We start from the raw sequence: 25,912 nt of genomic DNA on the forward strand, positions 1-25,912 counted from the left end.
CCGATGACCGGCGTGACCGGAGCCGTTTCGCACGACCGTCGTCGCTTTCTGACCGCCGGTGCCGCGGTGGTCGGGGCCGCGGCCTCCGCGCAGTTGTGGTTGCCGTCGACCGCCCGGGCGGCCGGGAACGCGCTGCCCGACGGGGTGTTCAAACTCGGGGTCGCCTCGGGGGACCCGCTGCCCGACGGGGTCGTGCTGTGGACGCGGCTCGCCCCCGATCCGCTGAACGGCGGCGGCATGCCGAACCAGGTCGTGTCCGTGGAGTGGGAGATCGCTCAGGACGAGCGGTTCAGCACCGGTGTGCGGCGCGGTGTCGCCCAGGCGCGGCCCGAGTACGGGCACAGCGTTCACGTGGATGTACGGGGGCTGTGGCCCGGCCGCCCCTACTGGTACCGCTTCCGCGCCGGCGGGCAGATATCGCGCGTCGGCCGCACCCGCACCGCGCCCTCCGTCCGCAGCACCGGCGGTTCGCTGCGTCTGGCGCTCGCCTCCTGCCAGAACTGGCAGCAGGGCTACTTCACGCCGTACAAGGACATGCTGGCCCAGGATCCGGACGTCGTCCTCTTCGTCGGCGACTACGTCTACGAGTCGACGCCCTCGGCGACCGCGCTGCGCAAGCACGAGGGGAGCGGTGAGCCGTACACCCTCACGCAGTACCGCAACCGGTACGCCCAGTACCGGACCGACCCCGACCTCCAGAAGATGCACGCGGGCGCACCCTGGGTGGTCACGTTCGACGACCACGAGGTCGACAACGACTTCGCCGGCCAGATCCCGCAGGACCCCGACAAGCAGACGCACGACGCGTTCGTGGCCCGGCTGACCGCGGCCTACCAGGCGTACTACGAGCACATGCCGGTGCGCGCCAGGGCGATCCCGAACGGGCCGCACATCCGGATGTACCGTCGCCTGGAGTTCGGGCGGCTGGCCCGGCTCAACGTGCTCGACACCCGGCAGTACCGCAGCGACCAGGCCACCACCCAGCAGGGCGCCAAAAACCCGGCCCTCACCATGCTCGGCGCCGCGCAGAAGCAGTGGCTCCTCGACGGGCTGCACGACTCGCCCGCCCGCTGGAACCTCGTCGCCTCGCAGATCATGATGGCCGAGACGGACCTGCTGGTCGGCGCGGGCAAGCAGTGGTTCTACGACGCCTGGGACGGCTACCAGGTCGAACGCAACCAGTTCCTGAAGGAGTTCAGGAGTGTGCGCAATCCGGTGGTGCTGACCGGTGACCGGCATCTGACGATGATCAGCGACCTGAAGGCCGACTTCGCCGACCCGAAGTCCGCCGTCGTCGGCGCCGAGTTCGTCGGCACCTCCATCTCCAGCAACGGCGACCAGGACCAGGCCGCCTTCCGCAAGGAGTGGGACCCGCGGCGGGCGGACAACCCGCACTGGAAGCTCGTCGACGCCCACCGCGGCTACCACCTCTTCGACATCCGCCGCGACCGCATCGACGCGCAGGTCCGGGTCGTGAACACGGTGCTGAAGTCCACGGCGACGCCCAGCACGCTGGCCCGGCTGCGGGTCGACGCGGGGAAGCCGGGTGTGCGGGTCGTGTGACCCGTGTAAGGCGCACGCGACGTTCATGAATTCGGCGTGAGAGGTGCCCGGGAGTCGTTCCGGGCACCTTTCGGCGTTTCCCGGCGTGGTACCGCTGGGTTCACCCCGCGTCACTTTCCGCAATGTCGTACGTCTGTGGAGTTACTCACAGCAATTCCGGGGGGCGTTCGGGCAGGCTCTCGCCCATCACCAGCAGTGCAAGGTGAATGAAAGGTTGCGCGCACATATGCGGTGCACGGCGCTCACCTTGCACTGCGGTTGCCGCAAGTGGGACCATTTCCTCGTTCCCTGTCGCCCCAAGGTAGGTCGTCTGTGTCCCAGCACATAGCCAAGCCCCGTACCACCGCAGTGATCCTGGCCGGTGGCACCGGCCAGCGGGTGGGTCTGTCGATCCCCAAGCAGTTGCTGAAGATCGCCGGCAAGGCAGTCATCGAGCACACTCTGACCACCTTCGAGAATGCCGACTCCATCGATGACATCATCGTGCTGATGGCGCCGGGCTACGTGCCCGACATCGAGAAGATCGTCGCCAAGGCCGGGTTCACGAAGGTCAAGAAGATCATCGAGGGCGGCTCCACCCGCAACGAGACCACCGAGCGCGCCATCAGCGCCCTCGGCGAGGGCCTGGCCGAGGGCGAGGACCGCAACGTCCTCTTCCACGACGCCGTGCGCCCGCTGCTGTCGCAGCGCGTCATCGACGACTGCGTCGCCGCGCTCGAGCGCTACCAGGCCGTCGACGTGGCCATCCCGTCCGCGGACACCATCATCGTCACCCGCACCCACGGTGAGGACGGCGAGTTCATCACCGAGATCCCGGACCGCTCCCGGCTGCGCCGCGGCCAGACCCCGCAGGCCTTCAAGCTGTCCACGATCCGCCGCGCCTACGAGGTCGCCGCCGGCGACCCCAACTTCCAGGCCACGGACGACTGCTCCGTCGTGCTCAGGTACCTGCCGGACGTGCCGATCCACGTCGTCGCGGGTGACGAGTACAACATGAAGGTCACCCAGCCCGTCGACGTCTTCATCGCCGACAAGCTGTTCCAGCTCGCCTCCACCGCCACGCCCGAGCAGAACGGCGAGGAGGTCTACCGCGAACTCCTCACCGGCAAGACGGTCGTCGTCTTCGGCGGTTCGTACGGCATCGGCAAGGACATCTCCGAACTCGCCGAGTCCTACGGCGCCAGCGTGTACGCGCTGGGCCGCTCCACCACCGGCACGCACGTGGAGAACCCGGAGGAGGTCGACGACGCGCTGTCCAAGGCGTACGCCGAGACCGGGCGCATCGACTACGTCGTCAACACCGCCGGCGTGCTGCGCATAGGGAAGCTGGCCGAGACCGACAACGCCACCATCGAGGAGGCGCTGAAGGTGAACTACCTGGCGCCGGTGCAGATCGCGCGCTCCTCGTACAAGTACCTGTCGGAGACCAAGGGCCAGCTGCTGCTGTACACCTCCAGCAGCTACACCCGCGGTCGCGCCGAGTACAGCCTCTACTCCTCGACGAAGGCCGCCATGGTGAACCTCACCCAGGCGCTGTCCGACGAGTGGGCCGGCGACGGCATCCGCGTCAACTGCGTCAACCCGGAGCGCACCGCGACCCCGATGCGCACCAAGGCCTTCGGTCAGGAGCCCGCGGGCAGCCTGCTCTCCTCCGAAGCCGTGGCCCGTACCTCGCTCGACGTGCTGCTGTCCGAGCTGACCGGGCATGTCATCGATGTCCGCCAGCAGGACCCGACGGCTGCCGCGGGCAAGGCCTCCGGCTTCGAGCAGGCCCTGGCCAGTGTTCTGGACCGCCAGGACGGCGTGGCATAATCATCCTTAAATAGCTTCCTGTTATTCAGGCCTCTGTGGCTGCCGGTTCACCTGGCATTCACAGGGGCCTGAGTCCGTAAAATTCCCAGAGCGTTCACAAGGTATTTTCCGGACCTTCTCAGCTTTGCAAACCGGCCCCCTCCAAGAGCAGGTTCTCCGTGATATCCACCGCTATTCGCGTCGCCCGGGTGGGAAGCGCGGCCGAGCTGGCCGCGGCGGTCCTCATGATGCTGGGCTTCCCGGCTCTCATGCTGGCCGCGCTCGTCCCGAGTGTCCCCGCCTTCGCGGCCGCGACCGCCGTGACGTACCTGGCGGACCACTATCTGCACCGCAAGGGCAGCTACCTCGTCAGTCGTCTCAGCAAGGTGCGGGCCGGTCTGTCGATCCGCTTCCTGATCCGACAGCTGCTGCTGGTGCTTCTGCTGGCCCGCCTGGACCTCAGAGACGACCTGGTCTTCTACTCGGCGATCGCCTGCTTCATCGCCTTCTACGGTCTCCAGGCCCCGCACGGCGCGCTGACCACGTTCATCCGCAACCGCCGCAAGATGCCGGTCGCCACCCGCAACGTCGACCTGAAGACGCGCATCCGCATCCCGGACGCGCCGCCCAAGCGGCTGCTGAGCCGCTCCGCGGAGAAGATCCTCCACCTCGACCTCGCGGCCGTCATCGGCGTCCTGGTCTCCGCGGCCACCGACTCGCCGGCGGCCGGATTCGTCGGCATCGGCCTCACCCTCGCCCTGGGCTGCCTGTACGTCCTCGCGCTGATGCCGTACGCCCGCGGCAAGAAGACGCCGCCGCGGGACGACGAGGTGCTGGCCGCCGTCGACGACTGGCTGGGCGTGTACAAGCCGCAGACGGTGCTGTACTTCTCCGGTTCCAAGGACTCCGTCTACCAGGTCAACATGTGGCTGGAGACCATGGAGCAGCTGGAGTCGCGTCCGCTGATCATCCTGCGTGAGCGCGTCATCCTGCAGAACCTGGCGACCACCACGGTTCCGGTCATCTGCGTGCCCGGAGGGGTGCACCTGATGAACATGAACCTGTCCACGGTGCGGGTCGCGCTGTACGCGGCGAACGTCGGCAAGAACATCCACATGCTGCGCGTGCCCACGATGAAGCACGTCTTCATCGGCCACGGCGACAGCGACAAGCTCGCCAGCGTCAACCCGTACAGCAAGGTGTACGACGAGGTGTGGACCGCCGGCCGCGCCGGCCGCGACCGTTACGCCATCGCCGACGTCGGTGTCCGCGACGAGGACATCGTGGAGGTCGGCCGCCCGCAGCTGGCGCCGATCAGGACCTGGGAGGGCGTGCCCGAGGGGCGGATCCCGACGGTGCTGTACGCCCCGACCTGGGAGGGCTGGGACGACAATCCCGGCAACACCTCCATCCTGCTCGCCGGCGAGAACATCGTGAAGCGGCTGCTGAAGGCCGACCAGCCGGTCCGCGTCCTGTACAAGCCGCACCCCTTCACCGGCACCCGCAGCCCGAAGGCCGCCGCCGCGCACCGGCGCATCAAGGCCCTGATCGTGAAGGCCGCGGCCGAGCGCGCCGCCGACCCCGCCTTCAAGACCGACGCGGCAGCCCAGGCCGAGGCCAGGGCCGAGCTGACCCGGGTCGAGGCCCGTCTCGCCGAGCTGTCCGGGGGCGGCGGCGACAAGGGTGACGAGGCCGAGGCCAGCCGCGACGGACTCGTCGACATCAGGAAGCACGAGGAGATCGCCCGGCTGCGCACCGAGTGGAACGACGCCCACTGGCGTTCCATCCCGGCGTGGGAGCACCGGGTGGTCACGGGCGCCGAGCCGCGCCTGTACGACTGCTTCAACGTCTCCGACGCGATGGTCTCCGACATCTCCAGCGTGGTCTCCGACTTCATCGCCAGTGGCAAGCCGTACGCGGTGACGGACTCCGCCGAGCTCGGGGTGGAGGAGTTCAAGCTGCAGAACACGGCGGTGCGTGCGGCCGTGATCCTGTCCAACGGTGCCACCGAGCTGGGCGAACTCCTGGACGCCGTACGCGACACGGCGGCGGACCCGCTGGCCGAGGACCGGGCGGAGCTGAAGCAGTACCTGCTGGGGCCGGACGAGCCGACCTCCATCCAGCAGTTCAACACCGCGGTGACGAACCTCGCGCTCAAGGCCGAGGCCCGCAACGTCGGCCAGACGTCACGGATCGCCGCCGAGCAGGCGGAACTGGCGAACGCGGTTCCCGGACCGCGCGTGACGGCGGGTGGCGACCCGGAGGGCGCGACGGCGGGCTGACCTGGTGTTTTCCCGTGCAGTAGAGCTCAGCCCCGAGGAACGGTCCTCGGGGCTGAGCCTGTTTCAGATCTGTGATGCGGATCACTGAATAAGGGAGGCAACCGCTTGTCCTGGTTACCCGTCTACCTGGTATCCAATCTGTTGATACGGGGTGAACGCCCCGTAATGAGGGGGAAACGTGACCGTTACGCAGCCTGACGTCACCGTGGTCATCGGGGCGTACGAGGCGATGCCGTATCTGGTCGAGTGCCTTGCGTCCGTCGAAGCGCAGACCCTGGACCCGGCGCGCATCGAGGTCGTCGCCGTCGACGACGGCTCCAAGGACGGTACGGGGGAGTATCTGGAGGAGTTCGCCGCACGCGCCCCGATGCCCGTGACGGTGATCCGCCAGGAGAACTCCGGCGGCCCCAGCGGTCCCCGCAACGTCGGCCTCGGCAAGGCCGCGGGACGCTACGTCTTCTTCCTCGACGCCGACGACCGGCTCGGCCCCGAGGCCCTGGAGCGCATGGTCGCCATGGCCGACAAGGCCGGCACCGACGTCGTCCTCGGCAAGGTCGAGGGCGTCAACCGCTCCGCGCCCAAGTCGATGTGGGGCAAGACGCTGGAGCGCACCGACGTCTACTCCTCCAACATCAAGTTCACCCTCAGTGCCCAGAAGCTCTTCCGCCGCGCGTTGCTGGAACGTCACAGCATGCGGTTCGACGAGTCCCTGTGGACCGGCGAGGACGCGTTGTTCACGCTGGAGGCCTATCTGCGGGCCGATGGCGTCTCCGTCGTCGCCGACCACACCTGCTACTACCTGGTGGGCCGCGACGACGGCAAGCACGTGACGAAGAGCGGCAGCTACACCCTGCGCTTCGACTCCGCGCGCGCCCTGATGGGCCTCATCGAGCGGATGGTCCCGGCAGGCCCCAAGCGGGACGTGCTGATGGTCCGCCCCTTCACGGTGACGCTGCTGCCACAGTTCGGGCCCGTCTTCCTGCGCGACAGCGAGGAGGTCCGGCGCACCAAGATGGAGCTGGCCAAGCCGCTGATGGACGCCCATTGGAACGAGGGTGTCGCGCAGCGGCTGAAGGTCCAGGAGCGGCTGCGCCTGCATCTGGTGGCCATGCAGCGCCCCGACCTCCTCAGGGACGTCATCGAGTTCGTCAAGGCCAAGACCGAGCCCGCCCCCGTCCTGAAGAAGCAGAACACCCGGCTCTACCTCGCCTACCCGCACTTCCGCGACCGCCAGGCCGGTGTCCCCGACCGCGTCTACCTCGCCGAGGCGCGCGAGGCCAAGGGCTACCCGGGCTGGCGCAAGGGACCGGCAGAGACGTTCCTGCGCCGGGTCAAGCGCAAGGTGCGGCGCACGATACGCAGGGCGCTCCCGTCACGCGGGAACAGGACCGGCGGCGCGACCGCCGCGTAGCGCTTCCGCTGTCGGGCTGTCGGGCTGTCCGGCTGTCGGGCTGTCCGGACGCTGGACCGGTGCGCGCCGAGGGGTCCCCTTCGCGTAGATTGCCAGGCGGGTAGCCGTAACTGCGCGAGGGGACAGACACCAAGGTGGCAGGGGCAAGGCAGGCCGTGGGCGAGGCCCGCAGGATCGTCGTCAAGGTGGGTTCCTCGTCGCTGACCACCGCGTCCGGCGGCCTCGACGCCGACCGTGTCGACGCGCTCGTCGACGTCCTCGCCAAGAGCCGCAGCGGGGGAGAGAAGGAGATCGTCCTGGTCTCCTCCGGCGCCATCGCGGCCGGACTCGCGCCGCTCGGCCTGCGCCGCCGCCCCCGGGACCTCGCCCGCCAGCAGGCCGCCGCCAGCGTCGGCCAGGGCCTGCTCGTCGCCCGCTACACCGCCTCCTTCGCCCGCTACGGCGTGCGGGTCGGCCAGGTGCTGCTGACCAGCGACGACATGAGCCGTCGCGCCCACCACCGCAACGCCTCCCGCACCCTCGACAAGCTGCTGGCGATGGGCGCCTTCCCGATCGTCAACGAGAACGACACCGTCGCCACGGACGAGATCCGCTTCGGCGACAACGACCGTCTCGCCGCCCTCGTCGCCCACCTCGTCCACGCCGACCTGCTGGTGCTGCTCTCCGACGTGGACGGCGTCTACGACGGCGACCCCAGCAAGCCCGGTACCTCGCGGATAGCGGAGGTCCGGGGGCCCGAGGACCTCGCGCACGTGGAGATCGGCAGTGCGGGCAAGGCGGGCGTCGGCACCGGCGGCATGGTCACCAAGGTCGAGGCCGCCCGTATCGCGGCCGCCGCCGGCATCCCCGTGGTGCTCACCAGCGCCGTCCACGCCGCCGACGCGCTCTCCGGAGGCGACACCGGCACCTACTTCCACCCCGCCGGCAAACGCTCCGCCGACCGGCTGCTGTGGCTCCAGCACGCCTCCACCCCGCAGGGGTCCCTGACCCTGGACGACGGGGCCGTGCGGGCGGTCGTCGAGCGACGCAAGTCCCTGCTGCCGGCCGGGATCGCCGGCGTCGAGGGCGAGTTCAGCGCCGGTGACCCCGTCGAACTGCGGGACGGCCGGGGCCACGCCGTGGCGCGGGGGCTCGTCAACTTCGACGCCAAGGAGATCCCCCAGCTGATCGGCCGCTCCACCCGGGAACTGGCACGCGAACTGGGCGCCGCATACGAGCGGGAGGTCGTCCACCGGGACGACCTGGTGGTGCTGCACCCGTAAACAGAGATCGAACGGCCGCTCCCGGTGGGGGACGTTCCGTGAAACCGCCCCACGATCCCCTCCGGCCTGCTCAACTGTGTCTCGGGGACCCGGTCCGCACGAGCACTGCTCGACCATGCGTAAAGGAGGCCGTCGTGAGACGAGTACGCCCTGGGGCGGCGGCGTCCCGCGGTGGTACGGGCGGCGGCTCCGCGCGTGCGGCGGGCGAGGAACGCGCGCTGACCAGCGTCGCGGCCGGTGACCGGTACGAGGGCGAGGAGCCCGCCGACCTGCCCCGCCTGTGGCACGTCACCCTCAGCGTCTCCGGACGGCGGGCCCCGCTGCCGGAGGTGCGGCGCGCCCTCGAACAGCTGGCCCACGACCACCCCTTCCTGCTGACCAGCCGCTACGCGCAGGACCACGCGGAGATCCGCTACTGGGAGGAGGCCCGCGACCTGCACGACGCGGCCGCCGTGGCGCTGCGGCTGTGGGGCGAGCACCGCCAGACCGCGGGGCTGCCGCCCTGGGAGATCGTCGGTCTGGAGGTCATCGACCGCCAGACCTACCACCAGCGCGTCGCCGAGGGGTACGGCCCGCCACCGGCGAGCCCGGTGGGGGTTCATCCCTTTTGATCCCGTCTCGCGGTATGGGATGAACGCTCTGCACCGCCGGTCGGCGCACTACGCTTCCCTCATGACCACGCTCTCTCCGTACGACGCCATGTCTCCGGTCACCCAGGCCGCCTACCGCGCCAAGGCCGCCGCCGCCGACCTCGCGCCGCTGCCCCGGGCCGCGAAGGACGACGCGCTGCTGGCGATCGCCGACGCGCTGGAGGTCCGTGCGAGTGAGATCGTCGACGCGAACGCCAAGGACGTCGCCAAGGCGCGCGAGGCCGGCATCAGCGAGGGCATGATCGACCGGCTCACGCTCACCCCCGAGCGGGTGCGCGCGATCGCCTCCGACGTGCGGGACATCGTCGCGCTGCCCGACCCGGTCGGCGAGGTCGTGCGCGGCTCCACCCTCCCCAACGGCATCGACCTGCGCCAGGTCCGCGTGCCGCTGGGCGTCGTCGGGATCATCTACGAGGGCCGCCCCAACGTGACGGTCGACGCCGCCGCCCTGTGCCTGAAGTCCGGCAACGCGGTGCTGCTGCGGGGCTCCTCCTCGGCGTACGAGTCGAACACCGCGCTCGTGCGGGTGCTGCGAGACGCCGTGGGCGGGGCCGGGCTGCCCGCCGACGCCGTCCAGCTGGTGCCGGGGGAGAGCCGCGAGTCCGTGCGCGAGCTGATGCGCGCCCGGGGCCTGGTAGACGTGCTCATCCCGCGCGGCGGCGCCTCGCTGATCAACGCGGTCGTCACGGAGTCGATCGTCCCCGTCATCGAGACCGGCACCGGCAACTGCCACGTCTACGTCGACGCCCACGCCGACCTCGACACGGCGATCGAGATCCTGATCAACTCCAAGGCCCAGCGGGTCGGCGTCTGCAACGCCGCCGAGACCCTGCTGGTCCACCAGGACATCGCCGCCGAGTTCCTGCCCCGCGCCCTGGACGCCCTCGCCGAGGCCGGGGTGACCGTGCACGCCGACGAGCGGGTGCTCGCGTACGCCAAGGACTCCAAGGCGACCGTCGTCGAGGCGACCACCGAGGACTGGGAGACCGAGTACCTGTCGTACGACATCGCCGCCGCCGTCGTCGACTCGCTCGAGCGGGCCGTGGAGCACATCCGGCTGTGGACCTCCGGGCACACCGAGGCCATCGTGACGACCTCGCAGCAGGCGGCCCGCCGCTTCACCCAACTGGTCGACTCCACGACGGTGGCCGTCAACGCGTCCACCCGGTTCACGGACGGCGGCCAGTTCGGCTTCGGCGCGGAGATCGGCATCTCCACCCAGAAGCTGCACGCCCGCGGCCCGATGGGCCTGCCGGAGCTGACCAGCACCAAGTACATCGTCACCGGCGACGGGCACATCCGCCGCTGAGCGGAAAGACGTCTCAGCAGGCGGATGAATTTCCGTACCGTCTGCCCAAATTGAACCCCCAGGTCTACTCTGGCTCTGTGCCGGAGGACGTGGGGGGCACGCCGTTCCCTGACGGCTGGGAGCCCGACGACGACCACGACCGCGGGGTGTCGGACGAAGAGTTCGCCTCCGTGGTCTTCGACGAGGCCTTCGTACAGGCGGCCGTGGTGCACGAGCCGACCGCCGTCGAACGCCTCCTGGCCGCCGCTGAGGCGAGAGCCGAGGCCTCCGAGGCGGAGGCACGCCGGGCCGCCCGCGGCCGCGGCGAACGCTACGACGACGGGTACGGCAGTTTCGGCCACGACCCCGACCTCGACGACGACCTGGACGACTCCGACCTCCTCGAAGGCCGCTACGGCGCCCCCGGCGTGTACGGCAAGCAGGTCCGCTGGCATCGCCCCGTCGCCTGGGTCCTCGCCGTGGTGATGGGGGTCGGCATGGTCGCGCTGGCCTTCGCCGCCGTGTACCGGGGCGCCTCCTCGGGCAGCCGGGACCAGGTTCCGCCGCCCGCCTCGACCGGCCTGGAACGGGGCGGCAAGGCGGCACCCTCCGCCTCCGCCGACTACTCTCAGCCAGCCGTCTCGGCCACCCCGCGCACGCCCTGAGCGACCCCGACCGTTCTTGGTGAGCACCTGTCAGAACTTGGCGCCCGGCGAGGCGTTTACCCGAGGTCGCTCAGACCTACCCTGAAGGTATGGGCGGGCCTGGAGACCCACCGGAGGGGACACCCGAGGGCGCTCCCGGAGGTGGAGAGGACGAGTATCGATCCGTCGTCTTCGACGAGTCGTTCGTGCGTGCTGCCCGCCTTCAGGAGTACTCCGCGCAGGAGCGGATGGCCGACCACGCGCCCGCGGTACGCCGTCGGCCGCCACTGCGCCGGGGCCTGTCCCGGCAGGCGCTGATCCTGGTCATGCTGGTCGCCGTCGCCTTCGGTACGGCCGTCTACATGGGCATCCGGCACCCCTACCAGAGCCCCACCGCGCAGCAGCCCGCCGAGCCGCTGCGGATGACGGTCATCCCGCTCGCCCCGCAGGGCAAGGTGCCCGGAGCGATCGACACGGAGTACCTGTACGCGCGCAGCCCCGCCGCGCAGTTCCGGATCGGCGCGGAGGGCATTCCGTTGCCGGCGTCCCGCCGGACCGCGCACTTCTCGGACAGCCAGGTCGTCACCGCCCTGGTCACCGCGAAGGACTACATCGTCCGGTCCTCGCTGTACCCCGAGGTGCTCACCGGTGAGCAGGTCCGGCCCGTGCGGGTGCTGCTCGACCCGAACCAGCTCGACCAGTTCGACGAGAGCTTCGAGCGGCCGACCGTGGACGGCAGGCACGCGCCGACCGGGTGGCTGGTCCGGTTCGACCCCTCCCAGGCCGAACTGGCCGACCGGAAGATCCGCGTGCAGGGCACGCTGCAGGCCGCCGAGACCGACTCGGCCACCCTTGAGGTCACCGCGGACCACACGTTCGTGTACGCGCTGCGGCCGACGGGCTCCGACGACAAGGCGAAGGCGTCCCTCTTCACCGTCCGGCGCGAGCTGCACTTCCGCTTCGACCGCGACGACCTGCGGCTGCGCCAGACGCAGCTCATCGTCTCCTACGTCCAGGCGGGGCCCCTGTCCTGCGCGGAGGACGCGGCGAACCACCTCCACCCGCTGCTGGCCGGCCAGACCGCGAAGACGGGCGGCCCGGCCGGGACGGACCCGTACGCCACAGGTGGGACCACGGCGCTGTGCGGGTCGCTGGCGGCGAGTGCGCAGCCGAAGGTGTGAGAGACCTCAGTCCTCGTCGCGCGGCGGCTGATCCTGGGGCTGGTCCTTGGGGGCCGGACCCGTGAAGCCGTTGAAGCCCCGGCGGACCCGGCCGCCCAGGTCGCCGGCACCGCCCGCGAAGTCGGTGACCAGCTTCATCAGCGGGTCCTTGGAGCTCTTGACGTGGTCGGCGTAGTGGGACGCCGACTCGCGGAAGGAGTCCGTGACCGAGGTGTCCTTGTCCTCGGCGCGGCGCGGGTAGTGGCCGTCCATGATGCGCTGGTAGTCGCGGGACGCGGCCCACTTCTTCAGCTCGGCGGCACGGACCGTGGTGAAGGGGTGGGAGCGGGGGAGGACGTTGAGGATCTTCAGGACGGAGTCGCGCAGGTCGCCGCCCTCCTCGTACTCCTCGGCCTGCTGGAGGAACGCGTCCACGTTCATCTCGTGCAGGTGGTTGCCGCCCGCGATCTTCATCAGGCCGCGCATGGAGGCCTGCACGTCCTGGCCGACGAGGAGACCGGCGCGGTCGGCGGACAGCTCCGACTTGCGGAACCACTCGCGCAGCGCGGTCACGATTGCCATGATCGCGAGGTTGCCCAGCGGGATCCACGCGACCCGCAGGGCCAGGCTGGTCAGGAACAGCAGGATCGTGCGGTAGACGGAGTGGCCGGACAGGGCGTGGCCCACCTCGTGGCCGACGACCGCCCGCATCTCCTCCTCGTCGAGCAGCTCCACCAGGCCCGTGGTGACGACGATGATCGGCTCGTCCAGACCGATGCACATCGCGTTCGGCTGCGGGTCCTGGTTGACGTACATCGGCGGGACCTTCTCCAGGTCCAGGATGTAACAGGCGTCCCGCAGCATGACGTTGAGGTGGGAGAACTGCTGGTCGGAGACGCGGACCGAGTCCGACAGGAACAGCAGGCGCAGGCTGCGCTCGGGCAGCAGGCCGCTGAGGGCCTTGAACACCGTGTCGAAGCCGCTCAGCTTGCGCAGCGCCACCAGGGCGGAACGGTCGGCAGGGTGCTCGTACGCCCGCGAGGAGATCCCTGGGAAGCGCCTGCGCTGCCTGCTCGGCACGTTCGCGTGTTCGCCCTGCTGGTGGCCGTCGTCGGACATGTCATCCCCCACTACCTACGCGTCTGTGGCCCTTTTGCGGACCCTTGTGTGGCCCTTTGCGTCCCCGAGGCGGAGCCCAGCCTAGGCGGAGATACCGTGGACGGGCAGTACAGCGAAGGAGACCCGTCCATGGAGCACAACCCCGCGTCCGCCTGGCTCACCGAGGCCGCGAGCGCCGCACAGCAGCAAGGGGCGGGCAGCCTGCTCCGGGTCGTCCTGATCGTGATGATCCTCGGCTGTGCGCTGACCGCCTGGTTCCTGCTGCGGGGCTACAAGCGGAAGGACGACTGAGCGCGCGGGAAGGTTCCGCCGGCCCGCCCGTGATCCCCGACGGCGGAGTCGGCGTGAGCGCCGCCGAGCCGCCCGCTTACCATGGGCCGACGTCTTTATCCCGCCCTCACCGGATAGGTCCTGCCGAAGATGAGCCTTCACAGCGCCGCTGCCCAGTTGGTCACCCTCGCCGCCGAGGGCGAGGAGCACGGTGGCAACCACGAGAGCCTGAACCCGTTGCTCACCGGCGGTGGCGCGTTCATCGTCCTGATGCTCCTGCTGTGGATCACCACCCGCTTCAACCGCGACCGCTGAGTCGCAGTCGGCCCATACCGGGGCACCCCGGGCGTCCGGCTTCCGGGGCCCTCGGGCCGGGCCGGTAGGGTCTGCACGCATGGGAGAGCAGGACATGCCTACCGGTCCGGCGAAGGACACCGCCGCTGACACCGCAGTGAACCCCCGCACGGGCCCGTCGAACCCCGGCAAGCGCCGCCTCGGCGTCATGGGCGGAACGTTCGACCCGATCCACCACGGGCACCTCGTGGCGGCCAGTGAGGTCGCCGCGCAGTTCCACCTCGACGAGGTGGTGTTCGTGCCGACCGGGCAGCCGTGGCAGAAGACCCACCGCAAGGTCTCCCCGGCGGAGGACCGCTACCTGATGACGGTCATCGCGACCGCCGAGAACCCCCAGTTCTCGGTGAGCCGCATCGACATCGACCGCGGCGGACCCACCTACACCGTGGACACGCTGCGCGACCTGCGGGCGCTCAACCCCGAATCGGACCTGTTCTTCATCACCGGCGCCGACGCCCTCGGCCAGATCATCACCTGGCGGGACTCGGCGGAACTGTTCTCCCTCGCGCACTTCATCGGGGTGACCCGGCCCGGCCACAACCTGGCCGACCCCGGACTCCCGGAGGGCGGCGTCTCGCTCGTCGAGGTTCCCGCCCTCGCCATCTCCTCGACCGACTGCCGTGCGAGAGTCGCCAAGGGCGACCCCGTCTGGTATCTGGTGCCGGACGGGGTCGTGCGCTACATCGACAAGCGCGAGCTGTACCGCGGCGAGTGAGCCGAGAGGGGCACCGGTGAACGACCGATACGACGCGGGATACGGCAGCGGTCCGGGCGACCCGTACGAGCTCGTCGGCTACGACGAGTACGGGCAGCCGGTCTACCGGCAGGTCCCGGCACAGCCACAGGTGCCGCAGCAGCAGCGGCCGCCGCAGCAGCAGGCGCCACAGCCGTCGTACGACGGCTACGGACAGCAGGGCTACAGCTACGACCCGTACCACACCGGCCAGCAGCAGGCCCAGCCCTACGGCTCCTACGACACCGGCTCCTACGACACCGGCTCCTACGGCACCGCCGCCCCGTACGACCCCTACGGGCAGACCGCCGCGAGCGGGCAGCAGCCACGGGTCGCCGAACAGACCGCCCACATCCCACAGCAGGCCGGCCCGCCGCAGGAGCCCGACGGGGAGCAGCGGGACTACCACACCGAGCAGTTCGCGTTCGTCGAGGAGCCCGACCAGAACTCCGAAGACGTCATCGACTGGCTGAACTTCACCGAGAACCGCACCGAGCGCCGCGAGGAGGCCAAGCGCCGCGCCCGCAGCCGTCTCGTCGCCCTCGTCGTGGTCCTGGCGCTGGTCGCGGTCGGCGGGGTCGGCTACCTCTGGTACGCCGGGAAGCTGCCCGGCATGTCGTCGTCGGACTCCAGGACCGGCACCACGACGGCCACGGGCGCCCAGAAGCGGGACGTGATCGTCGTCCACCTGCACAACACCGGGAAGGGCGGCACCTCCACGGCGCTGCTCGTCGACAACACCACCACCAAGCAGGGCACCACCGTGCTGCTGCCCAACTCCCTCGTCCTCACCGACGAGGACGGCACCACGACCACCCTCGCCAAGTCCGTCGAGGACGACGGCTCCTCCGGCACCCGGGACGCCATCGACACCGTCCTCGGCACCGACATCCAGGGCACCTGGCGCCTGGACACGCCCTACCTGCAGAACCTCGTCGACCTCATCGGCAACATCGAGGTCGACACGAACACCGACGTGCCCGACCCGGCCGAGAAGAAGGGCACGGCCCCGCTCGTCCTCAAGGGCAAGGACCAGACCCTCAGCGGCAAGATGGCCGTCGCCTACGCCACCTACCGCGCCTCCGGCGAGGCCCAGAACGCCCAGCTGGAGCGGTTCGGGCAGGTCATGCAGGGCGTGCTGCGCAAGATCTCCTCGGACCCGAAGGGGGCGACGACCACGGTGCAGACCCTGGCCCAGATCCTCGACCCGTCCCTCACCGACAACGACCTCGGCACCTTCCTCGCGGGGCTCGCCGACCTGGCCAAGGGCGGCGACTACAAGTCCGACCTCATGCCGGTGCAGACCGACGGCACCCTCAGTGCCCAGGCCAGCGCGAGCGTGGTCAAGGGCGTCCTCGGCGGCACCGCGAAGAGCCCCGACCAGGACGCGGCCGTCAGCGTCTCCGTCCAGAACGCCAGCGGCAGCAAGTCCGACACCGAGGACGCGCGCGTGGTGCTCCTGAACGGCGGCTTCACCTTCCTGGAGGCCGGTACGGCGTCCAGTGCGCAGGCCACCTCCAAGGTCACCTACGCCGACGCCGCCGACAAGGCGAACGCCACCGAGGTCGCCAAGACCCTGGGCCTGTCCAGCGGCTCCGTCACCAAGGGCAGCGTCCCCGGAAACGCGGACGTCGCGGTGGTCCTCGGACAGGACTACCAGGCCTCGTCGTCGTAATCGGATGAGGTGCCGTCGGCGGTCCGTGAGACCCTTGGTGTCAAGTGACCGCCGACGGAAAGCCACGTAGTGACCGCCACCGACCGCTCCATCGAGCTCATCCAGTCCGCCGCTCAGGCGGCCGCCGACAAGCTCGCGCACGACATCATCGCCTACGACGTCAGTGACGTCCTGTCGATCACGGATGCCTTCCTGCTGGCCTCCGCGCCCAACGACCGCCAGGTCAAGTCCATCGTCGACGAGATCGAGGAGCGGCTCTCGAAGGAGCTCGGCGCCAAGCCGGTGCGCCGCGAGGGCGACCGCGAGGCCCGCTGGGTCCTCCTCGACTACGTCGACATCGTCGTCCACGTCCAGCACAGCGAGGAGCGCGTCTTCTACGCCCTGGAGCGGCTGTGGAAGGACTGCCCCGAGCTGCAGCTGCCCGAGGACGCCAAGGCGACCCGCGGCAAGGCCGCGGAGCACGCCAAGCTCCAGGCGGCCGCGGACGCGGCCGAGCTCGGGGACCTTCGATGACTGCACCCGCCGGCCGCCCGCCCGGACGGGGGCGCCGGGTCATCCTCTGGCGGCACGGACAGACCTCGTGGAACCTGGAGCGCCGCTTCCAGGGCACCACGGACGTCCCGCTGACCGAGACCGGCGCCGCCCAGGCCCGCCGCGCCGCCCGGCTGCTCGCCTCCCTGGAGCCCGACGCGATCGTCGCCTCCGACCTTCAGCGGGCCGCCCACACGGCCGCCGAGCTCGCCGCCCTCACCGGCCTCGACATCGCCCACGACGAGGGCCTGCGCGAGACCTACGCGGGCGCCTGGCAGGGCCTGACCCACGAGGAGATCCTCGCCCGGCACGGCGACGAGTACACGGCGTGGAAGCGCGGCGAGCCCGTGCGCCGCGGCGGCGGCGAACTGGAGACGGAGGTCGCCGACCGCGCCGCCCCCGTCGTGCTGCGGCACGCCGACAAGCTCCCCGAGGACGGCACCCTCGTCGTGGTCAGCCACGGCGGCACGATCCGCACCACCATCGGCCGCCTCCTCGGCCTGGAGGCCCACCACTGGGAGAGCCTCGGCGGCCTCTCCAACTGCTGCTGGTCCGTCCTCGGAGAGGGCGCCCGCGGCTGGCGCCTCCTCGAGCACAACGCCGGCACGCTGCCGGAGCCGGTGCTCGGCGACGACGACTGAGCGGGCCGGGGCGACGCGGGCCCGGATTTCACTTTCCGGCAGGTCGCAGGCTAAAGTTCTTCTTGTTCGCCCCGCCGAGCGGGGCGAAACACCATGCGGCTCGCCGCGTGGGACAAGGGGCTATAGCTCAGTTGGTAGAGCGCCTGCATGGCATGCAGGAGGTCAGGAGTTCAATTCTCCTTAGCTCCACAGAGGCTCCATCGAAGAACGGCCCGTACGGCATCCCGTACGGGCCGTTCTCGTGTTCCCTGCTCTCCCCGTGCTCACGCCCAGGTGATGAGCCGCTTGGGGTTCTCCAGGATCGCCGCCACGTCGGCGAGGACCTTGGAGCCCAGCTCCCCGTCGACCAGGCGGTGGTCGAAGCTCAGCGCCAGCGTCGTGACCCGGCGGGGCTTGACCTTGCCCTCGTGGACCCAGGGCCGCAGCTTGATCGCGCCGACCGCGAGGATCGCCGCCTCTCCCGGGTTGAGGAGCGGGGTGCCCGTGTCGACGCCGAAGACGCCGATGTTCGTGACGGTGATCGTGCCGCCGCGCAGTTCCGCGGGAGCGGTCGTGCCCAGCCGGGCGGCGGTCACCAGCTCGCCGAGCGCCTGCGCGAGCTGGGGGAGTGTCTTTGCGTGGGCGTCCTTGATGTTCGGGACGAGCAGGCCGCGGGGCGTGGCGGCGGCGATGCCGAGGTTGACGTAGTGCTTCTGGACGATCTCCTGGGTCGCCTCGTCCCAGGAGGCGTTGATGTCCGGGTTGCGTCTGATCGCGACCAGCAGGGCCTTGGTGATCAGCAGGAGCGGGTTGACACGCAGGCCCTGCATCTCCTTGTCCTGCTTGAGCTCCTCGACGAGCTTCGTCGTGCGGGTCACGTCCACGGTGATGAACTCGGTGACGTGGGGCGCGGTGAAGGCGGAGCCGACCATCGCCGCGGCGGTCGCCCTGCGCACGCCCCTGACCGGGATGCGGGTCTCGCGGGCCGTTTCGGTGACCGTCGGCTCGGGGGCCGGTGCCGGAGGGGTTGCCGCCGCGTGGATGTCTTCGCGCGTGATGATGCCGTCCGGGCCGGACGGGGTGATGGACGTCAGGTCCACGCCCAGGTCCTTGGCGAGCTTGCGGACGGGGGGCTTGGCCAGGGGGCGTGCCGTGAGCGTGCGGCCGTTGCGCTCGGCCGGTGCCGTGGTGCGGGGGCGGCGGCGGGTCGGGGACTCGGCGACGCCGTAGCCGACGAGGACGGGGACGCGGTTCGCGGGTTCTGGCTCTGATTCTGATTCTGGTTCTGGGGCGGGGCCCTGGGCCGGGGCTTGGGCCTCTGCCTGGGCCTGGGGAGCCGCCTCCACCGCGATGATGGGGGCGCCCACGTCCACCATGGTGCCCTCGGTGAAGTGGAGTGCGCGGACCACGCCGTCGTAGGGGATGGGGAGTTCGACGGCCGCCTTGGCGGTCTCGACCTCGCAGACCACCTGGCCGTCGGTGACCGTGTCGCCGGGCTGGACGTACCACTTGAGGATCTCAGCCTCGGTGAGTCCCTCGCCCACGTCGGGCATCTTGAACTCGCGGATCACGGGGGTGGCCTCCTCAGTGCGCCAGGGCGCGGTCGACGGCGTCGAGCACCCTGTCCAGGTCCGGCAGGTAGGTCTCTTCGAGGCGTGCGGGCGGATAGGGGGTGTGGTAGCCGCCGACGCGCAGGACGGGGGCTTCCAGGTGGTAGAAGCAGCGTTCGGTGATGCGGGCGGCGATCTCGGCGCCGGAGCCGAAGAAGACCGGTGCTTCGTGGACGACGACCAGGCGGCGGGTCTTCTCGACCGACGTCTGGATGGTGTCGAAGTCGAGGGGGGATACCGAGCGCAGGTCGAGGACCTCCAAGGACTTGCCCTCCTCGGCGGCCGCGTCGGCCGCCTCCTGGCAGAGCTTCACCATGGGCCCGTAGGCGGCGAGGGTGAGGTCGGTGCCGGCACGGACCACGCGCGCCTGGTGGAGGGTGGTCCGGGGCGCCTCGGTCTCTATCGCCGCCTTGTCCCAGTAGCGGCGCTTGGGTTCGAAGTAGATCACCGGGTCGTCGCTCTGGATGGCCTGCTGCATCATCCAGTAGGCGTCGGAGGCGTTGGACGGGGAGACGATCTTCAGGCCGGCGACGTGGGCGAAGAGGGCCTCGGGGGACTCGGAGTGGTGCTCGACCGCGCCGATGCCGCCGCCGTAGGGGATACGGACGACGACGGGGAGTTTGACCTTGCCCAGGGAGCGGGCGTGCATCTTGGCGAGCTGGGTGACGATCTGGTCGTAGGCGGGGAAGACGAAGCCGTCGAACTGGATCTCCACCACGGGGCGGTAGCCGCGCAGGGCGAGGCCGATGGCGGTACCGACGATGCCGGATTCCGCGAGCGGGGTGTCGATGACGCGGCTCTCGCCGAAGTCCTTCTGCAGGCCGTCGGTGACGCGGAAGACGCCGCCGAGTTTGCCGACGTCCTCGCCCATGATGAGGACCTTGGGGTCGGTCTCCAGGGCGCGGCGCAGCGACTCGTTGATCGCCTTGGCCAGAGGGATCTTCCGGGGCAGCTTCTCGGACATGTCACTTGACCCCTTCTGCGTCCGCGAACGAAGCCTGGTAGGCGGCGAACTGGCTGCGCTCCTCGTCGACGAGCGGGTGTCCGTCGGCGTAGACGTGCTCGAACATGGCGGTGGGCGCGGGGGCGCGCATCGAGCGGACCTGGTCGCGGAGCCGGGCGGCCAGGGTGTCGGACTCGCGGTCCACGTCGGCCAGGAAGTCCTCGTCCGCCCAGCCCGCCCGGGTGAGGTGGGCCTTGAGCCGGCTGATGGGGTCCTTGGCGGCCCACTCGCGGACTTCCTCGTCGTGGCGGTAGCGGGTGGGGTCGTCGGAGGTGGTGTGGGCGCCCATGCGGTACGTGTACGCCTCGATCAGGGTCGGGCCCTGACCGGTGCGGGCCCGCTCCAGGGCCCAGCGGGTGACGGCGAGGCACGCGAGGACGTCGTTGCCGTCGACACGGATGCCGGGGAAGCCGAAGCCCTGGGCGCGTTGGTAGAGGGGGATGCGGGTCTGGCGTTCGTTGGGCTCGGAGATGGCCCACTGGTTGTTCTGGCAGAAGAAGACCAGCGGCGTGTTGTAGACGGCCGCGAAGTTGAAGGCCTCGCCCACGTCGCCCTGGCTGGTGGCGCCGTCGCCGAAGTACACGATCACGGCGGAGTCGCCGCCGTCCTGGGCGACGCCCATGGCGTAGCCGGTCGCGTGGAGGGTCTGGGAGCCGATGACCAGGGTGTAGAGGTGGAAGGCGTGGTCGGCGGGGTCCCAGCCGCCGTTGTTCGCGCCGCGGAACATCGCGAGCAGGTGCAGGGGGTCGACGGAGCGGCACAGGGCGACGCCGTGTTCGCGGTAGCTGGGGAACACGTGGTCGTCGTCGCGCAGGGCCCGGCTGGAGCCGATCTGGGCGGCCTCCTGGCCGAGCAGCGAGGGCCACAGGCCCAGTTCGCCCTGGCGCTGGAGGGTGGTCGCCTCGGCGTCGACGCGGCGGGCTCTGACCATGTCGCGGTACAGGGCGCGGAGCTCTTCCGGGGTGACGCCGTCGACGTACGTGTCGTACTCGGCGTTCTGGACGCGCTCGCCGTCGGGCGTCAGCAGCTGGACCAGGTCGGTTGTCATACGGTTTCTCCGAGGAAGGGCAGGGGGACCGAGCGGTTCAGGGCGTCGTCGTAGACGGTGGCGAAGGGTTCCAGCCAGGGGACGGTGGTGGTGAGCAGGGTGGCTACGCCGTCGTCGCCGAGGGTGGTGTGGACGGAGGTGAGGGTGGGGCCGCGGTCGGTGAGGGTCAGGTCCACGCGGAAGAGGCCGAATTCCAGGCCGAGTCGGGTGATGGCGGCGGCTGTGAGGGTGGTGACTGCCGTTCGGGTCTGGTGGGGCAGGTCGGTGGGGCGCGGGGGGCCGTCGGGAGGGAGGGTGGCGATCAGGACGACGTGGGGGCGGCCGGTGATGAGGATGCCGACGGCGGCGAGGTGCGGGTTTTCGCTTGTCGGGGGTGTGACGCGGAAACCGGCTGCTGCGAGGGCCGTGCGGCAGGCGCCGGGGTTCAGGACCGTGCGGATGACTTCGGGGCGGTTGCCGGGGAGGCCCAGGGCGGTGGCGGTCGCCGCGGCGGATTCCTGCACGTCGGGGCGTAGGCCCAGGACGATGTCGAAGCGGTGGCCGCGGGCGGCTTGGCGGCGGGCCCAGGCGACGCAGACGTCGGGGCGGGTGACGTCCAGGCCGGAGGAGGTGTCGGCGAGGGTTGCCGTGTCGGGGGTGCGGGCGGTGAGGAGGGCTGCGCGGTCGAGGACGTGGGTGGTGATTCCGGAGGACCAGGCTTCGAGGAGGGCGGGGGTGGTGGTGGGGGTGGAGGCGCCCAGGAGGAGGGCGACGGGCGTGGTGGGGGCGTGTGGCTGTGTGGGGGCCGGCGCTGACCGGCTTCGCTGCTCGATCATGTGCCTGCCTTCCGGGGGCGGTGGGGTGAGCTGTGCGGGTTGGCTGGTGCGGGGTGGGGTGGGTTTACTCGCCCGCGCTTGCGGGGTGCCGCTGCGCCCACCCGTGCCGCCCCAGCGGCACGATTGCCCGCAGCTGGGCGGGTTGGACGTGCCGCTGGGGCGGTGGTTCAGGACTTCTCGGGGGTTTGCTCGGGGCGGCCCGTGAAGCCGAACAGGCCGATTGCCAGGTTGATGGCGACCCAGATGAAGAGGACCAGGAAGCCGCTCTGGAGGGCGTCGGTGAGGGGGGTGCCGTCGGAGAGGCGGGAGGCCACGACCGTGGCGGTGACCGCCAGGCCGAGGGCGCCGCCGATTTCGCCGGAGGCGTTGAGGACCGCGGAGGTCGTGCCCGCGTCCTCTTCCGTGGCGTCACGCGTGCCCACGACCGGAGTGGTCATCAGGCACAGGACCAGGCCCACGCCCAGCAGGGCGGTGACCGGCAGCAGCAGTGTCCAGTAGCCCGCGTCGGACGGGGCGTTGGACATGAGGGCCAGGACGCCGGCCAGCAGGACCGTGCCGATGACGTACGGGACACGGGGGCCGTACTTGGCGATCAGGACCGGGACGGCTCCGGAGACGCCGAGCATGGCGAGGCTGGTCGGGATGTAGGCGAGGCCGACCTCCAGCGGGCTGTAGTGCAGCACCAGTTGCATGTACTGCGGCAGCATGAAGAAGGACGGCAGCATCAGGCCCGCCGAGATCAGCTGGGCGATCGTGCCGGTGGCGACGGACCTGCGGCGCAGCAGCGACAGCGGCAGCAGCGGGGCCTTCGCGGTGCTCTCCACCCGTACGAACACGGCGAGCAGGACCACCGCCGCGGCGAGGGCGGTGAGGGCGAGGGTGTCGCCCCAGCCCTTCGTGCCGGCCTGGACGATGCCGAAGACGAGGGAGAGCAGGCCCAGGGTGCCGGTCACGCCGCCCGCCACGTCGGCGGCCGGACGCGGGCCGGTCGGGGCGCTGCGCGGGATGTACACCAGGCAGGCGAACAGCAGCACGGCGCCGATCGGGACGTTGATCAGGAACGCCAGCCGCCAGTCGACGTCGGTGATGGCGCCGCCGAGGAGGGTGCCGAGGCTGGCGCCGACGCCCATGACGGTGCCCCAGATGCCGAGCGCCTTGGCGCGCTGGTCGGGCTCGGGGTAGGTGGTGACCAGGATGGACAGGGCGGCCGGGGACAGCGCGGCGGCGCCGATACCCTGCAGGGCGCGGCCGCTCAGTAGCAGGCCGCTGCCGTCCGCGACGGTGCACAGCAGCGAACCGGCCGTGAACAGCACGAGGCCCACGGCGAGGACGTTGCGGCGGGCGAACACGTCGGTGAGGCGGCCGCCGAGCAGCATCAGGCCGCCGAACAGCACCACGTAGATGTTCATGACCCACTGGAGGTTCGTGGCGCTCAGCCCGATGTCGGCCCGCAGCTGCGGGAGCATCACGTTGGCGATCGTCGCGTCGAGGACGCAGATCAGCTGGGCGGTGGCGACCAGGAAGAGGACCAGGCCGCGCTTGGCGGCTGCCGGGGCTGCCGGGGCGGCCGGCTGGCGGAGGGCGGGCGCGGGCGCCGGCGCCGGTGCGGGACCGGTGCGGGCCGTGTCGTGGGCGTCGATGCTCATGAGGGGTGTCTCCTTCCTTCCTCAGGCGGCTTCGGCGATGCGGGAGTAGATGGCGGACAGGCTGCGGTCGGCGAGCAGCTTGCCCACCGGGACGCGGCTGCCGGTCTCGCGCTCCACGGCGGCGACGAGACGGATCATGTGCATCGAGTCCCAGCTGACGACGTGGTCGAAGTCGGCGTCGAGGTCGTCGATACCGAGCGGGAGGTCGAGTTCGTCGCGTACGAGGTGGATGAATTCCTCTTTGGTCATTGGGGTGACCCTTCCAGGGCGGAGTCGAGCTGGATGTGGGACGGCACGGCCGGAAGGTCCTCCAGGTCGTGCCGGAAGCGGAGTTCGTCGTCCGCGGTGTGCGTGGTGGTGAAGCCCAGGGAGGGCCAGAACTCCCGCACGTTCTTGTTCTTCTTGGTGGGCCGGTAGCTCGCGGTGACCTCCGCGGCACCGGTCGCCCGGGCGTGGGCGAGGAGGGCGGCGACGGCGGTCTGCTCGATGCCCCGGGCGAAGACCCGGCAGGACAGGAGCATGTTGTCGACCCGCAGCGTGTCGCCGTCGCGCTGCGCGAACACCGCGCCGACGACGCCGTTGTCGCCGAAGCGGTCGGCCGTGCGGATCACCAGGACGAGATGGTCGTCGTCGGCGGTCCGCGCGGTGACGTCGGCGGCCTGGAGGCGGACCGTCGTCAGGTTGAACTGGTTGGTGCGCAGCGACAGTTGGGCGACCCGGTCGATGTCGCCGGGCGCGGCCTCGGTGAGCGTGACCCGGACGCCGAGGCGGGCGAGGTACTCCTCCTGGGAGCCGGCGCTCTCCAGCAGGTCGGCGCGCTCGGACTCGGTGCGGTAGAGGGAGGCGCGGGCGCGGTCCTCGGCGGTGAGGCGGGCGGTGTCGAACCAGCCGTCGGCGAGCAGCTTCTCGACGTGCAGGGCCGGTTCGTCGTCCAGGCGGACCACGGCGACCTGGGGCAGGCTGCCGGCGACGAGGCCGCACTCGAAGGGCGAGTCGTCGACGAAGACGAAGCTGTCGACGCCGAGGTTGAGCTTGCTCGCGATGTCCTGGAGGTTGGCGTCCTTGGGCTGCCAGTTGGCGTTGATGCGGGCGAAGTCGGCCTCCCGCAGCACCATGTCGGGGTGCTCGCGCACCACCTGGATCAGGTTGTCGTGGTCGTTCTTGCTGCTGACGGCGAGCAGGACGCCCTGGGAGCCGATCTGGCGGACCAGACGCTGGAAGGTGCCGAACGCCTCGCCGCGGAAGGTGGTCGCGGCGGCGATGCCGTCCGGGCCGTCGTCGCCCAGGATGCCGTCCCACAGGGTGTTGTCCGCGTCGACGACGAGGACCTTCTTGGTGCGGCCGCGCAGCATCCGGCCCAGGTGGGCGACCTCGCGGGCGTAGCGGGCGAGCAGGTCGTCGCCGAGGGCGGCCTTCGCGTACGCGGCCATGCGGGAGTCGTTGAGAGGGGTCCCGGCGGCGACGAGCGGGTCCAGGTCGATGACGTGGACGCGCGGGTTGGCGAGCGCCAGGCGCAGCAGGCCGCTGTTGAAGTCGCGCCAGGCCACACCGGCGTGGGCGCGCGACTCGTGGTCGACGAGCTGGTGGGTGACCGTGCGGGGCAGCGGCACCGTGTTCAGGACGAGGACGGCCGTGGAGTGCGCGGTGAACGTCCCGGCCAGCCGCTCCAGTTCGGCGAGCTTGCGCCGCGTGGCCTTCGCGAGGTCCTCGACCTGCCAGGGCGAGCCCAGTTCGTCGAGGAGCAGCTGCGGGTCGAGGACGCACAGGGCGAGGTCGACGTCGGCGGAGTACAGGGTGCTGTCGGTGTCGCGCAGGTCGCGCTGGTAGGCGTCGAAGTCGCTCAGCCGGGTCTCCACCAGCACGCCGTGCCGGCCGAACTCGGCGGCCAGCGGGGCGCTCAGGCCGCCCAGCGTGGAGTGACCGGTGACGGTGACCACCGCGGTCTCGGTCTGCGGCCAGGCGTCGAGGACCTGCTCGCGTTCGAGCTGGGCGAGGACGGCTCCGGCGCGCCTGAGGTCGGTATCGGCCCCGGTGGAGGCCAGTTCCGCCAGGAGCGGCGCGATGTCCGGGTATCGTTCGGCGAGTTGGCCGTCCTTGCGCATCGCGCGCAGCGCCTGAAGCGGCGTCTGAGGCGCCTGCTGAGTTTCCGGCGTGGCCGGGCTGGATACCGTGGTCAATGCTCTCTCCTCCGCGATCGGCTGGGCCACCGGCTACGCAGTCGCGCCGCCCACGGCCAGGCTGATCGACTCGACTTGAGCGCCACTCGCACGTCCCTGCACCCGCCGGCCGGCGTGAGTCCTCGCCGGGGCGCATGTGTTTTTCATGCTTCGAGCAGGTGGCGATTCATGGGCGGTTGATGATCCGTGCACTGCCGCCGGAGCCCTGCTGGGGCGAACCATGGAGGACATCAATGCGACACCCAGTGAGTGGGGGAGGA

23 protein-coding genes and 1 tRNA gene are annotated in these 25,912 nt (G+C 70.6%); 16 read left to right on the plus strand and 8 right to left on the minus strand.

The genetic code is table 11. The features are described 5' to 3' along the window. Positions 1 to 3: 3 nt before the first annotated feature. The 9 genes from ACFYWX_RS08460 (at position 4) to ACFYWX_RS08500 (ending at position 12,072) form a co-directional block, all read left to right on the plus strand. Positions 4 to 1,563, plus strand: a complete 1,560-nt coding sequence (locus tag ACFYWX_RS08460) for an alkaline phosphatase D family protein (RefSeq protein ID WP_389423200.1) — start codon at positions 4 to 6, stop codon at positions 1,561 to 1,563. 312 nt (positions 1,564 to 1,875) lie between these two features. Further along, complete coding sequence (locus tag ACFYWX_RS08465; protein WP_389423201.1) at positions 1,876 to 3,375, plus strand: D-ribitol-5-phosphate cytidylyltransferase; 1,500 nt, start codon at positions 1,876 to 1,878, stop codon at positions 3,373 to 3,375. Between the two features lie 188 nt (positions 3,376 to 3,563). Further along, positions 3,564 to 5,636 (plus strand): hypothetical protein, encoded by a 2,073-nt coding sequence (locus tag ACFYWX_RS08470; RefSeq protein WP_389423410.1) that lies wholly within the window; start codon positions 3,564 to 3,566, stop codon positions 5,634 to 5,636. Positions 5,637 to 5,814: 178 nt separating this feature from the next. Continuing rightward, positions 5,815 to 7,047, plus strand: coding sequence for a glycosyltransferase family 2 protein (locus tag ACFYWX_RS08475; protein WP_389423202.1), 1,233 nt, complete (start codon positions 5,815 to 5,817; stop codon positions 7,045 to 7,047). Positions 7,048 to 7,202: 155 nt separating this feature from the next. Continuing rightward, the gene (proB, locus tag ACFYWX_RS08480; protein ID WP_389423411.1) at positions 7,203 to 8,309 is read left to right on the plus strand and encodes a glutamate 5-kinase; all 1,107 of its coding nucleotides are present in this window, start codon (positions 7,203 to 7,205) and stop codon (positions 8,307 to 8,309) included. A 134-nt stretch (positions 8,310 to 8,443) separates the two neighbouring features. Beyond that, a complete protein-coding gene (locus ACFYWX_RS08485) occupies positions 8,444 to 8,920 on the plus strand; it encodes a hypothetical protein (protein WP_389423203.1) in 477 nt (158 codons plus the stop codon). A gap of 61 nt (positions 8,921 to 8,981) precedes the next feature. Continuing rightward, complete coding sequence (locus ACFYWX_RS08490) at positions 8,982 to 10,268, plus strand: glutamate-5-semialdehyde dehydrogenase (protein ID WP_389423204.1); 1,287 nt, start codon at positions 8,982 to 8,984, stop codon at positions 10,266 to 10,268. Between the two features lie 77 nt (positions 10,269 to 10,345). Further along, a complete protein-coding gene (locus ACFYWX_RS08495; RefSeq protein ID WP_389423205.1) occupies positions 10,346 to 10,912 on the plus strand; it encodes a hypothetical protein in 567 nt (188 codons plus the stop codon). A gap of 89 nt (positions 10,913 to 11,001) precedes the next feature. Beyond that, a complete protein-coding gene (locus ACFYWX_RS08500) occupies positions 11,002 to 12,072 on the plus strand; it encodes a hypothetical protein (protein WP_389423206.1) in 1,071 nt (356 codons plus the stop codon). Positions 12,073 to 12,078: 6 nt separating this feature from the next. Here ACFYWX_RS08500 and ACFYWX_RS08505 read toward each other — a convergent pair whose 3' ends face one another. Next, positions 12,079 to 13,170, minus strand: a complete 1,092-nt coding sequence (locus ACFYWX_RS08505) for a M48 family metallopeptidase (RefSeq protein ID WP_389423207.1) — start codon at positions 13,168 to 13,170, stop codon at positions 12,079 to 12,081. A 129-nt stretch (positions 13,171 to 13,299) separates the two neighbouring features. On the opposite strand from ACFYWX_RS08505, the gene ACFYWX_RS08510 reads away from it, so the two are divergent. The 7 genes from ACFYWX_RS08510 to ACFYWX_RS08540 all read left to right on the plus strand — a co-directional run bounded on the left by ACFYWX_RS08510 (position 13,300) and on the right by ACFYWX_RS08540 (position 17,563). Next, entirely contained in the window at positions 13,300 to 13,461 is a 162-nt protein-coding gene (locus ACFYWX_RS08510; RefSeq protein ID WP_389423208.1) for a hypothetical protein, read from the plus strand. 129 nt (positions 13,462 to 13,590) lie between these two features. Beyond that, complete coding sequence (locus ACFYWX_RS08515; protein WP_389423209.1) at positions 13,591 to 13,755, plus strand: hypothetical protein; 165 nt, start codon at positions 13,591 to 13,593, stop codon at positions 13,753 to 13,755. A 79-nt stretch (positions 13,756 to 13,834) separates the two neighbouring features. Beyond that, positions 13,835 to 14,509, plus strand: coding sequence for a nicotinate-nucleotide adenylyltransferase (gene nadD / locus ACFYWX_RS08520; protein ID WP_389423210.1), 675 nt, complete (start codon positions 13,835 to 13,837; stop codon positions 14,507 to 14,509). A gap of 16 nt (positions 14,510 to 14,525) precedes the next feature. After that, positions 14,526 to 16,202 carry an LCP family protein gene (locus ACFYWX_RS08525; RefSeq protein ID WP_389423211.1) on the plus strand — a complete coding sequence of 559 codons (1,677 nt, stop codon included), beginning with the start codon at positions 14,526 to 14,528 and terminating at the stop codon, positions 16,200 to 16,202. A gap of 69 nt (positions 16,203 to 16,271) precedes the next feature. Further along, positions 16,272 to 16,715, plus strand: coding sequence for a ribosome silencing factor (gene rsfS, locus ACFYWX_RS08530; RefSeq protein WP_389423212.1), 444 nt, complete (start codon positions 16,272 to 16,274; stop codon positions 16,713 to 16,715). Beyond that, a complete protein-coding gene (locus tag ACFYWX_RS08535; RefSeq protein WP_389423213.1) occupies positions 16,712 to 17,374 on the plus strand; it encodes a histidine phosphatase family protein in 663 nt (220 codons plus the stop codon). Before rsfS ends, ACFYWX_RS08535 begins: the two co-directional genes overlap by 4 nt. 116 nt (positions 17,375 to 17,490) lie before the next feature. Next, positions 17,491 to 17,563: transfer RNA gene (locus ACFYWX_RS08540), tRNA-Ala, on the plus strand. A 74-nt stretch (positions 17,564 to 17,637) separates the two neighbouring features. Here ACFYWX_RS08540 and ACFYWX_RS08545 read toward each other — a convergent pair. The 7 genes from ACFYWX_RS08545 to ACFYWX_RS08575 form a co-directional block, all read right to left on the minus strand. Continuing rightward, positions 17,638 to 18,906, minus strand: a complete 1,269-nt coding sequence (locus tag ACFYWX_RS08545; protein WP_389423412.1) for a dihydrolipoamide acetyltransferase family protein — start codon at positions 18,904 to 18,906, stop codon at positions 17,638 to 17,640. Positions 18,907 to 18,937: 31 nt separating this feature from the next. Next, positions 18,938 to 19,927: an alpha-ketoacid dehydrogenase subunit beta gene (locus ACFYWX_RS08550; RefSeq protein WP_389423214.1), complete on the minus strand. Its 990-nt coding sequence runs from the start codon at positions 19,925 to 19,927 to the stop codon at positions 18,938 to 18,940. Between the two features lies 1 nt (position 19,928). Further along, positions 19,929 to 21,092, minus strand: a complete 1,164-nt coding sequence (gene pdhA / locus ACFYWX_RS08555; RefSeq protein ID WP_389423413.1) for a pyruvate dehydrogenase (acetyl-transferring) E1 component subunit alpha — start codon at positions 21,090 to 21,092, stop codon at positions 19,929 to 19,931. Then, positions 21,011 to 21,829 (minus strand): hypothetical protein, encoded by an 819-nt coding sequence (locus ACFYWX_RS08560; protein WP_389423215.1) that lies wholly within the window; start codon positions 21,827 to 21,829, stop codon positions 21,011 to 21,013. The genes pdhA and ACFYWX_RS08560 overlap by 82 nt, the downstream gene beginning before the upstream one ends. Before the next feature lie 167 nt (positions 21,830 to 21,996). Beyond that, entirely contained in the window at positions 21,997 to 23,475 is a 1,479-nt protein-coding gene (locus ACFYWX_RS08565; protein ID WP_389423216.1) for an MFS transporter, read from the minus strand. Positions 23,476 to 23,496: 21 nt separating this feature from the next. Further along, on the minus strand, positions 23,497 to 23,724 hold the full coding sequence (locus ACFYWX_RS08570) for a phosphopantetheine-binding protein (RefSeq protein ID WP_389423217.1): 228 nt from the start codon (positions 23,722 to 23,724) through the stop codon (positions 23,497 to 23,499). Continuing rightward, positions 23,721 to 25,652: an HAD-IIIC family phosphatase gene (locus tag ACFYWX_RS08575; RefSeq protein WP_389423218.1), complete on the minus strand. Its 1,932-nt coding sequence runs from the start codon at positions 25,650 to 25,652 to the stop codon at positions 23,721 to 23,723. Before ACFYWX_RS08575 ends, ACFYWX_RS08570 begins: the two co-directional genes overlap by 4 nt. Between the last annotated feature and the right edge of the window lie 260 nt (positions 25,653 to 25,912).

It is taken from the genome of Streptomyces sp. NPDC002888, from assembly GCF_042888465.1.
Taxonomy (GTDB): Bacteria; Actinomycetota; Actinomycetes; order Streptomycetales; family Streptomycetaceae; genus Streptomyces.

Excerpts from the sequence above, each read along its gene's own strand:
- ACFYWX_RS08565 (WP_389423216.1), bottom strand. The coding sequence starts at position 23,475 with ATGAGCATCGACGCCCACGACACGGCCCGCACCGGTCCCGCACCGGCG.
- ACFYWX_RS08500 (WP_389423206.1), top strand. The coding sequence starts at position 11,002 with ATGGGCGGGCCTGGAGACCCACCGGAGGGGACACCCGAGGGCGCTCCC.
- ACFYWX_RS08510 (WP_389423208.1), top strand. The coding sequence starts at position 13,300 with ATGGAGCACAACCCCGCGTCCGCCTGGCTCACCGAGGCCGCGAGCGCC.
- ACFYWX_RS08550 (WP_389423214.1), bottom strand. The coding sequence starts at position 19,927 with ATGTCCGAGAAGCTGCCCCGGAAGATCCCTCTGGCCAAGGCGATCAAC.
- ACFYWX_RS08545 (WP_389423412.1), bottom strand. The coding sequence starts at position 18,906 with ATGCCCGACGTGGGCGAGGGACTCACCGAGGCTGAGATCCTCAAGTGG.
- nadD (WP_389423210.1), top strand. The coding sequence starts at position 13,835 with ATGGGAGAGCAGGACATGCCTACCGGTCCGGCGAAGGACACCGCCGCT.
- ACFYWX_RS08460 (WP_389423200.1), top strand. The coding sequence starts at position 4 with ATGACCGGCGTGACCGGAGCCGTTTCGCACGACCGTCGTCGCTTTCTG.
- ACFYWX_RS08505 (WP_389423207.1), bottom strand. The coding sequence starts at position 13,170 with ATGTCCGACGACGGCCACCAGCAGGGCGAACACGCGAACGTGCCGAGC.
- ACFYWX_RS08515 (WP_389423209.1), top strand. The coding sequence starts at position 13,591 with ATGAGCCTTCACAGCGCCGCTGCCCAGTTGGTCACCCTCGCCGCCGAG.
- ACFYWX_RS08570 (WP_389423217.1), bottom strand. The coding sequence starts at position 23,724 with ATGACCAAAGAGGAATTCATCCACCTCGTACGCGACGAACTCGACCTC.
- ACFYWX_RS08535 (WP_389423213.1), top strand. The coding sequence starts at position 16,712 with ATGACTGCACCCGCCGGCCGCCCGCCCGGACGGGGGCGCCGGGTCATC.
- ACFYWX_RS08490 (WP_389423204.1), top strand. The coding sequence starts at position 8,982 with ATGACCACGCTCTCTCCGTACGACGCCATGTCTCCGGTCACCCAGGCC.
- ACFYWX_RS08560 (WP_389423215.1), bottom strand. The coding sequence starts at position 21,829 with ATGATCGAGCAGCGAAGCCGGTCAGCGCCGGCCCCCACACAGCCACAC.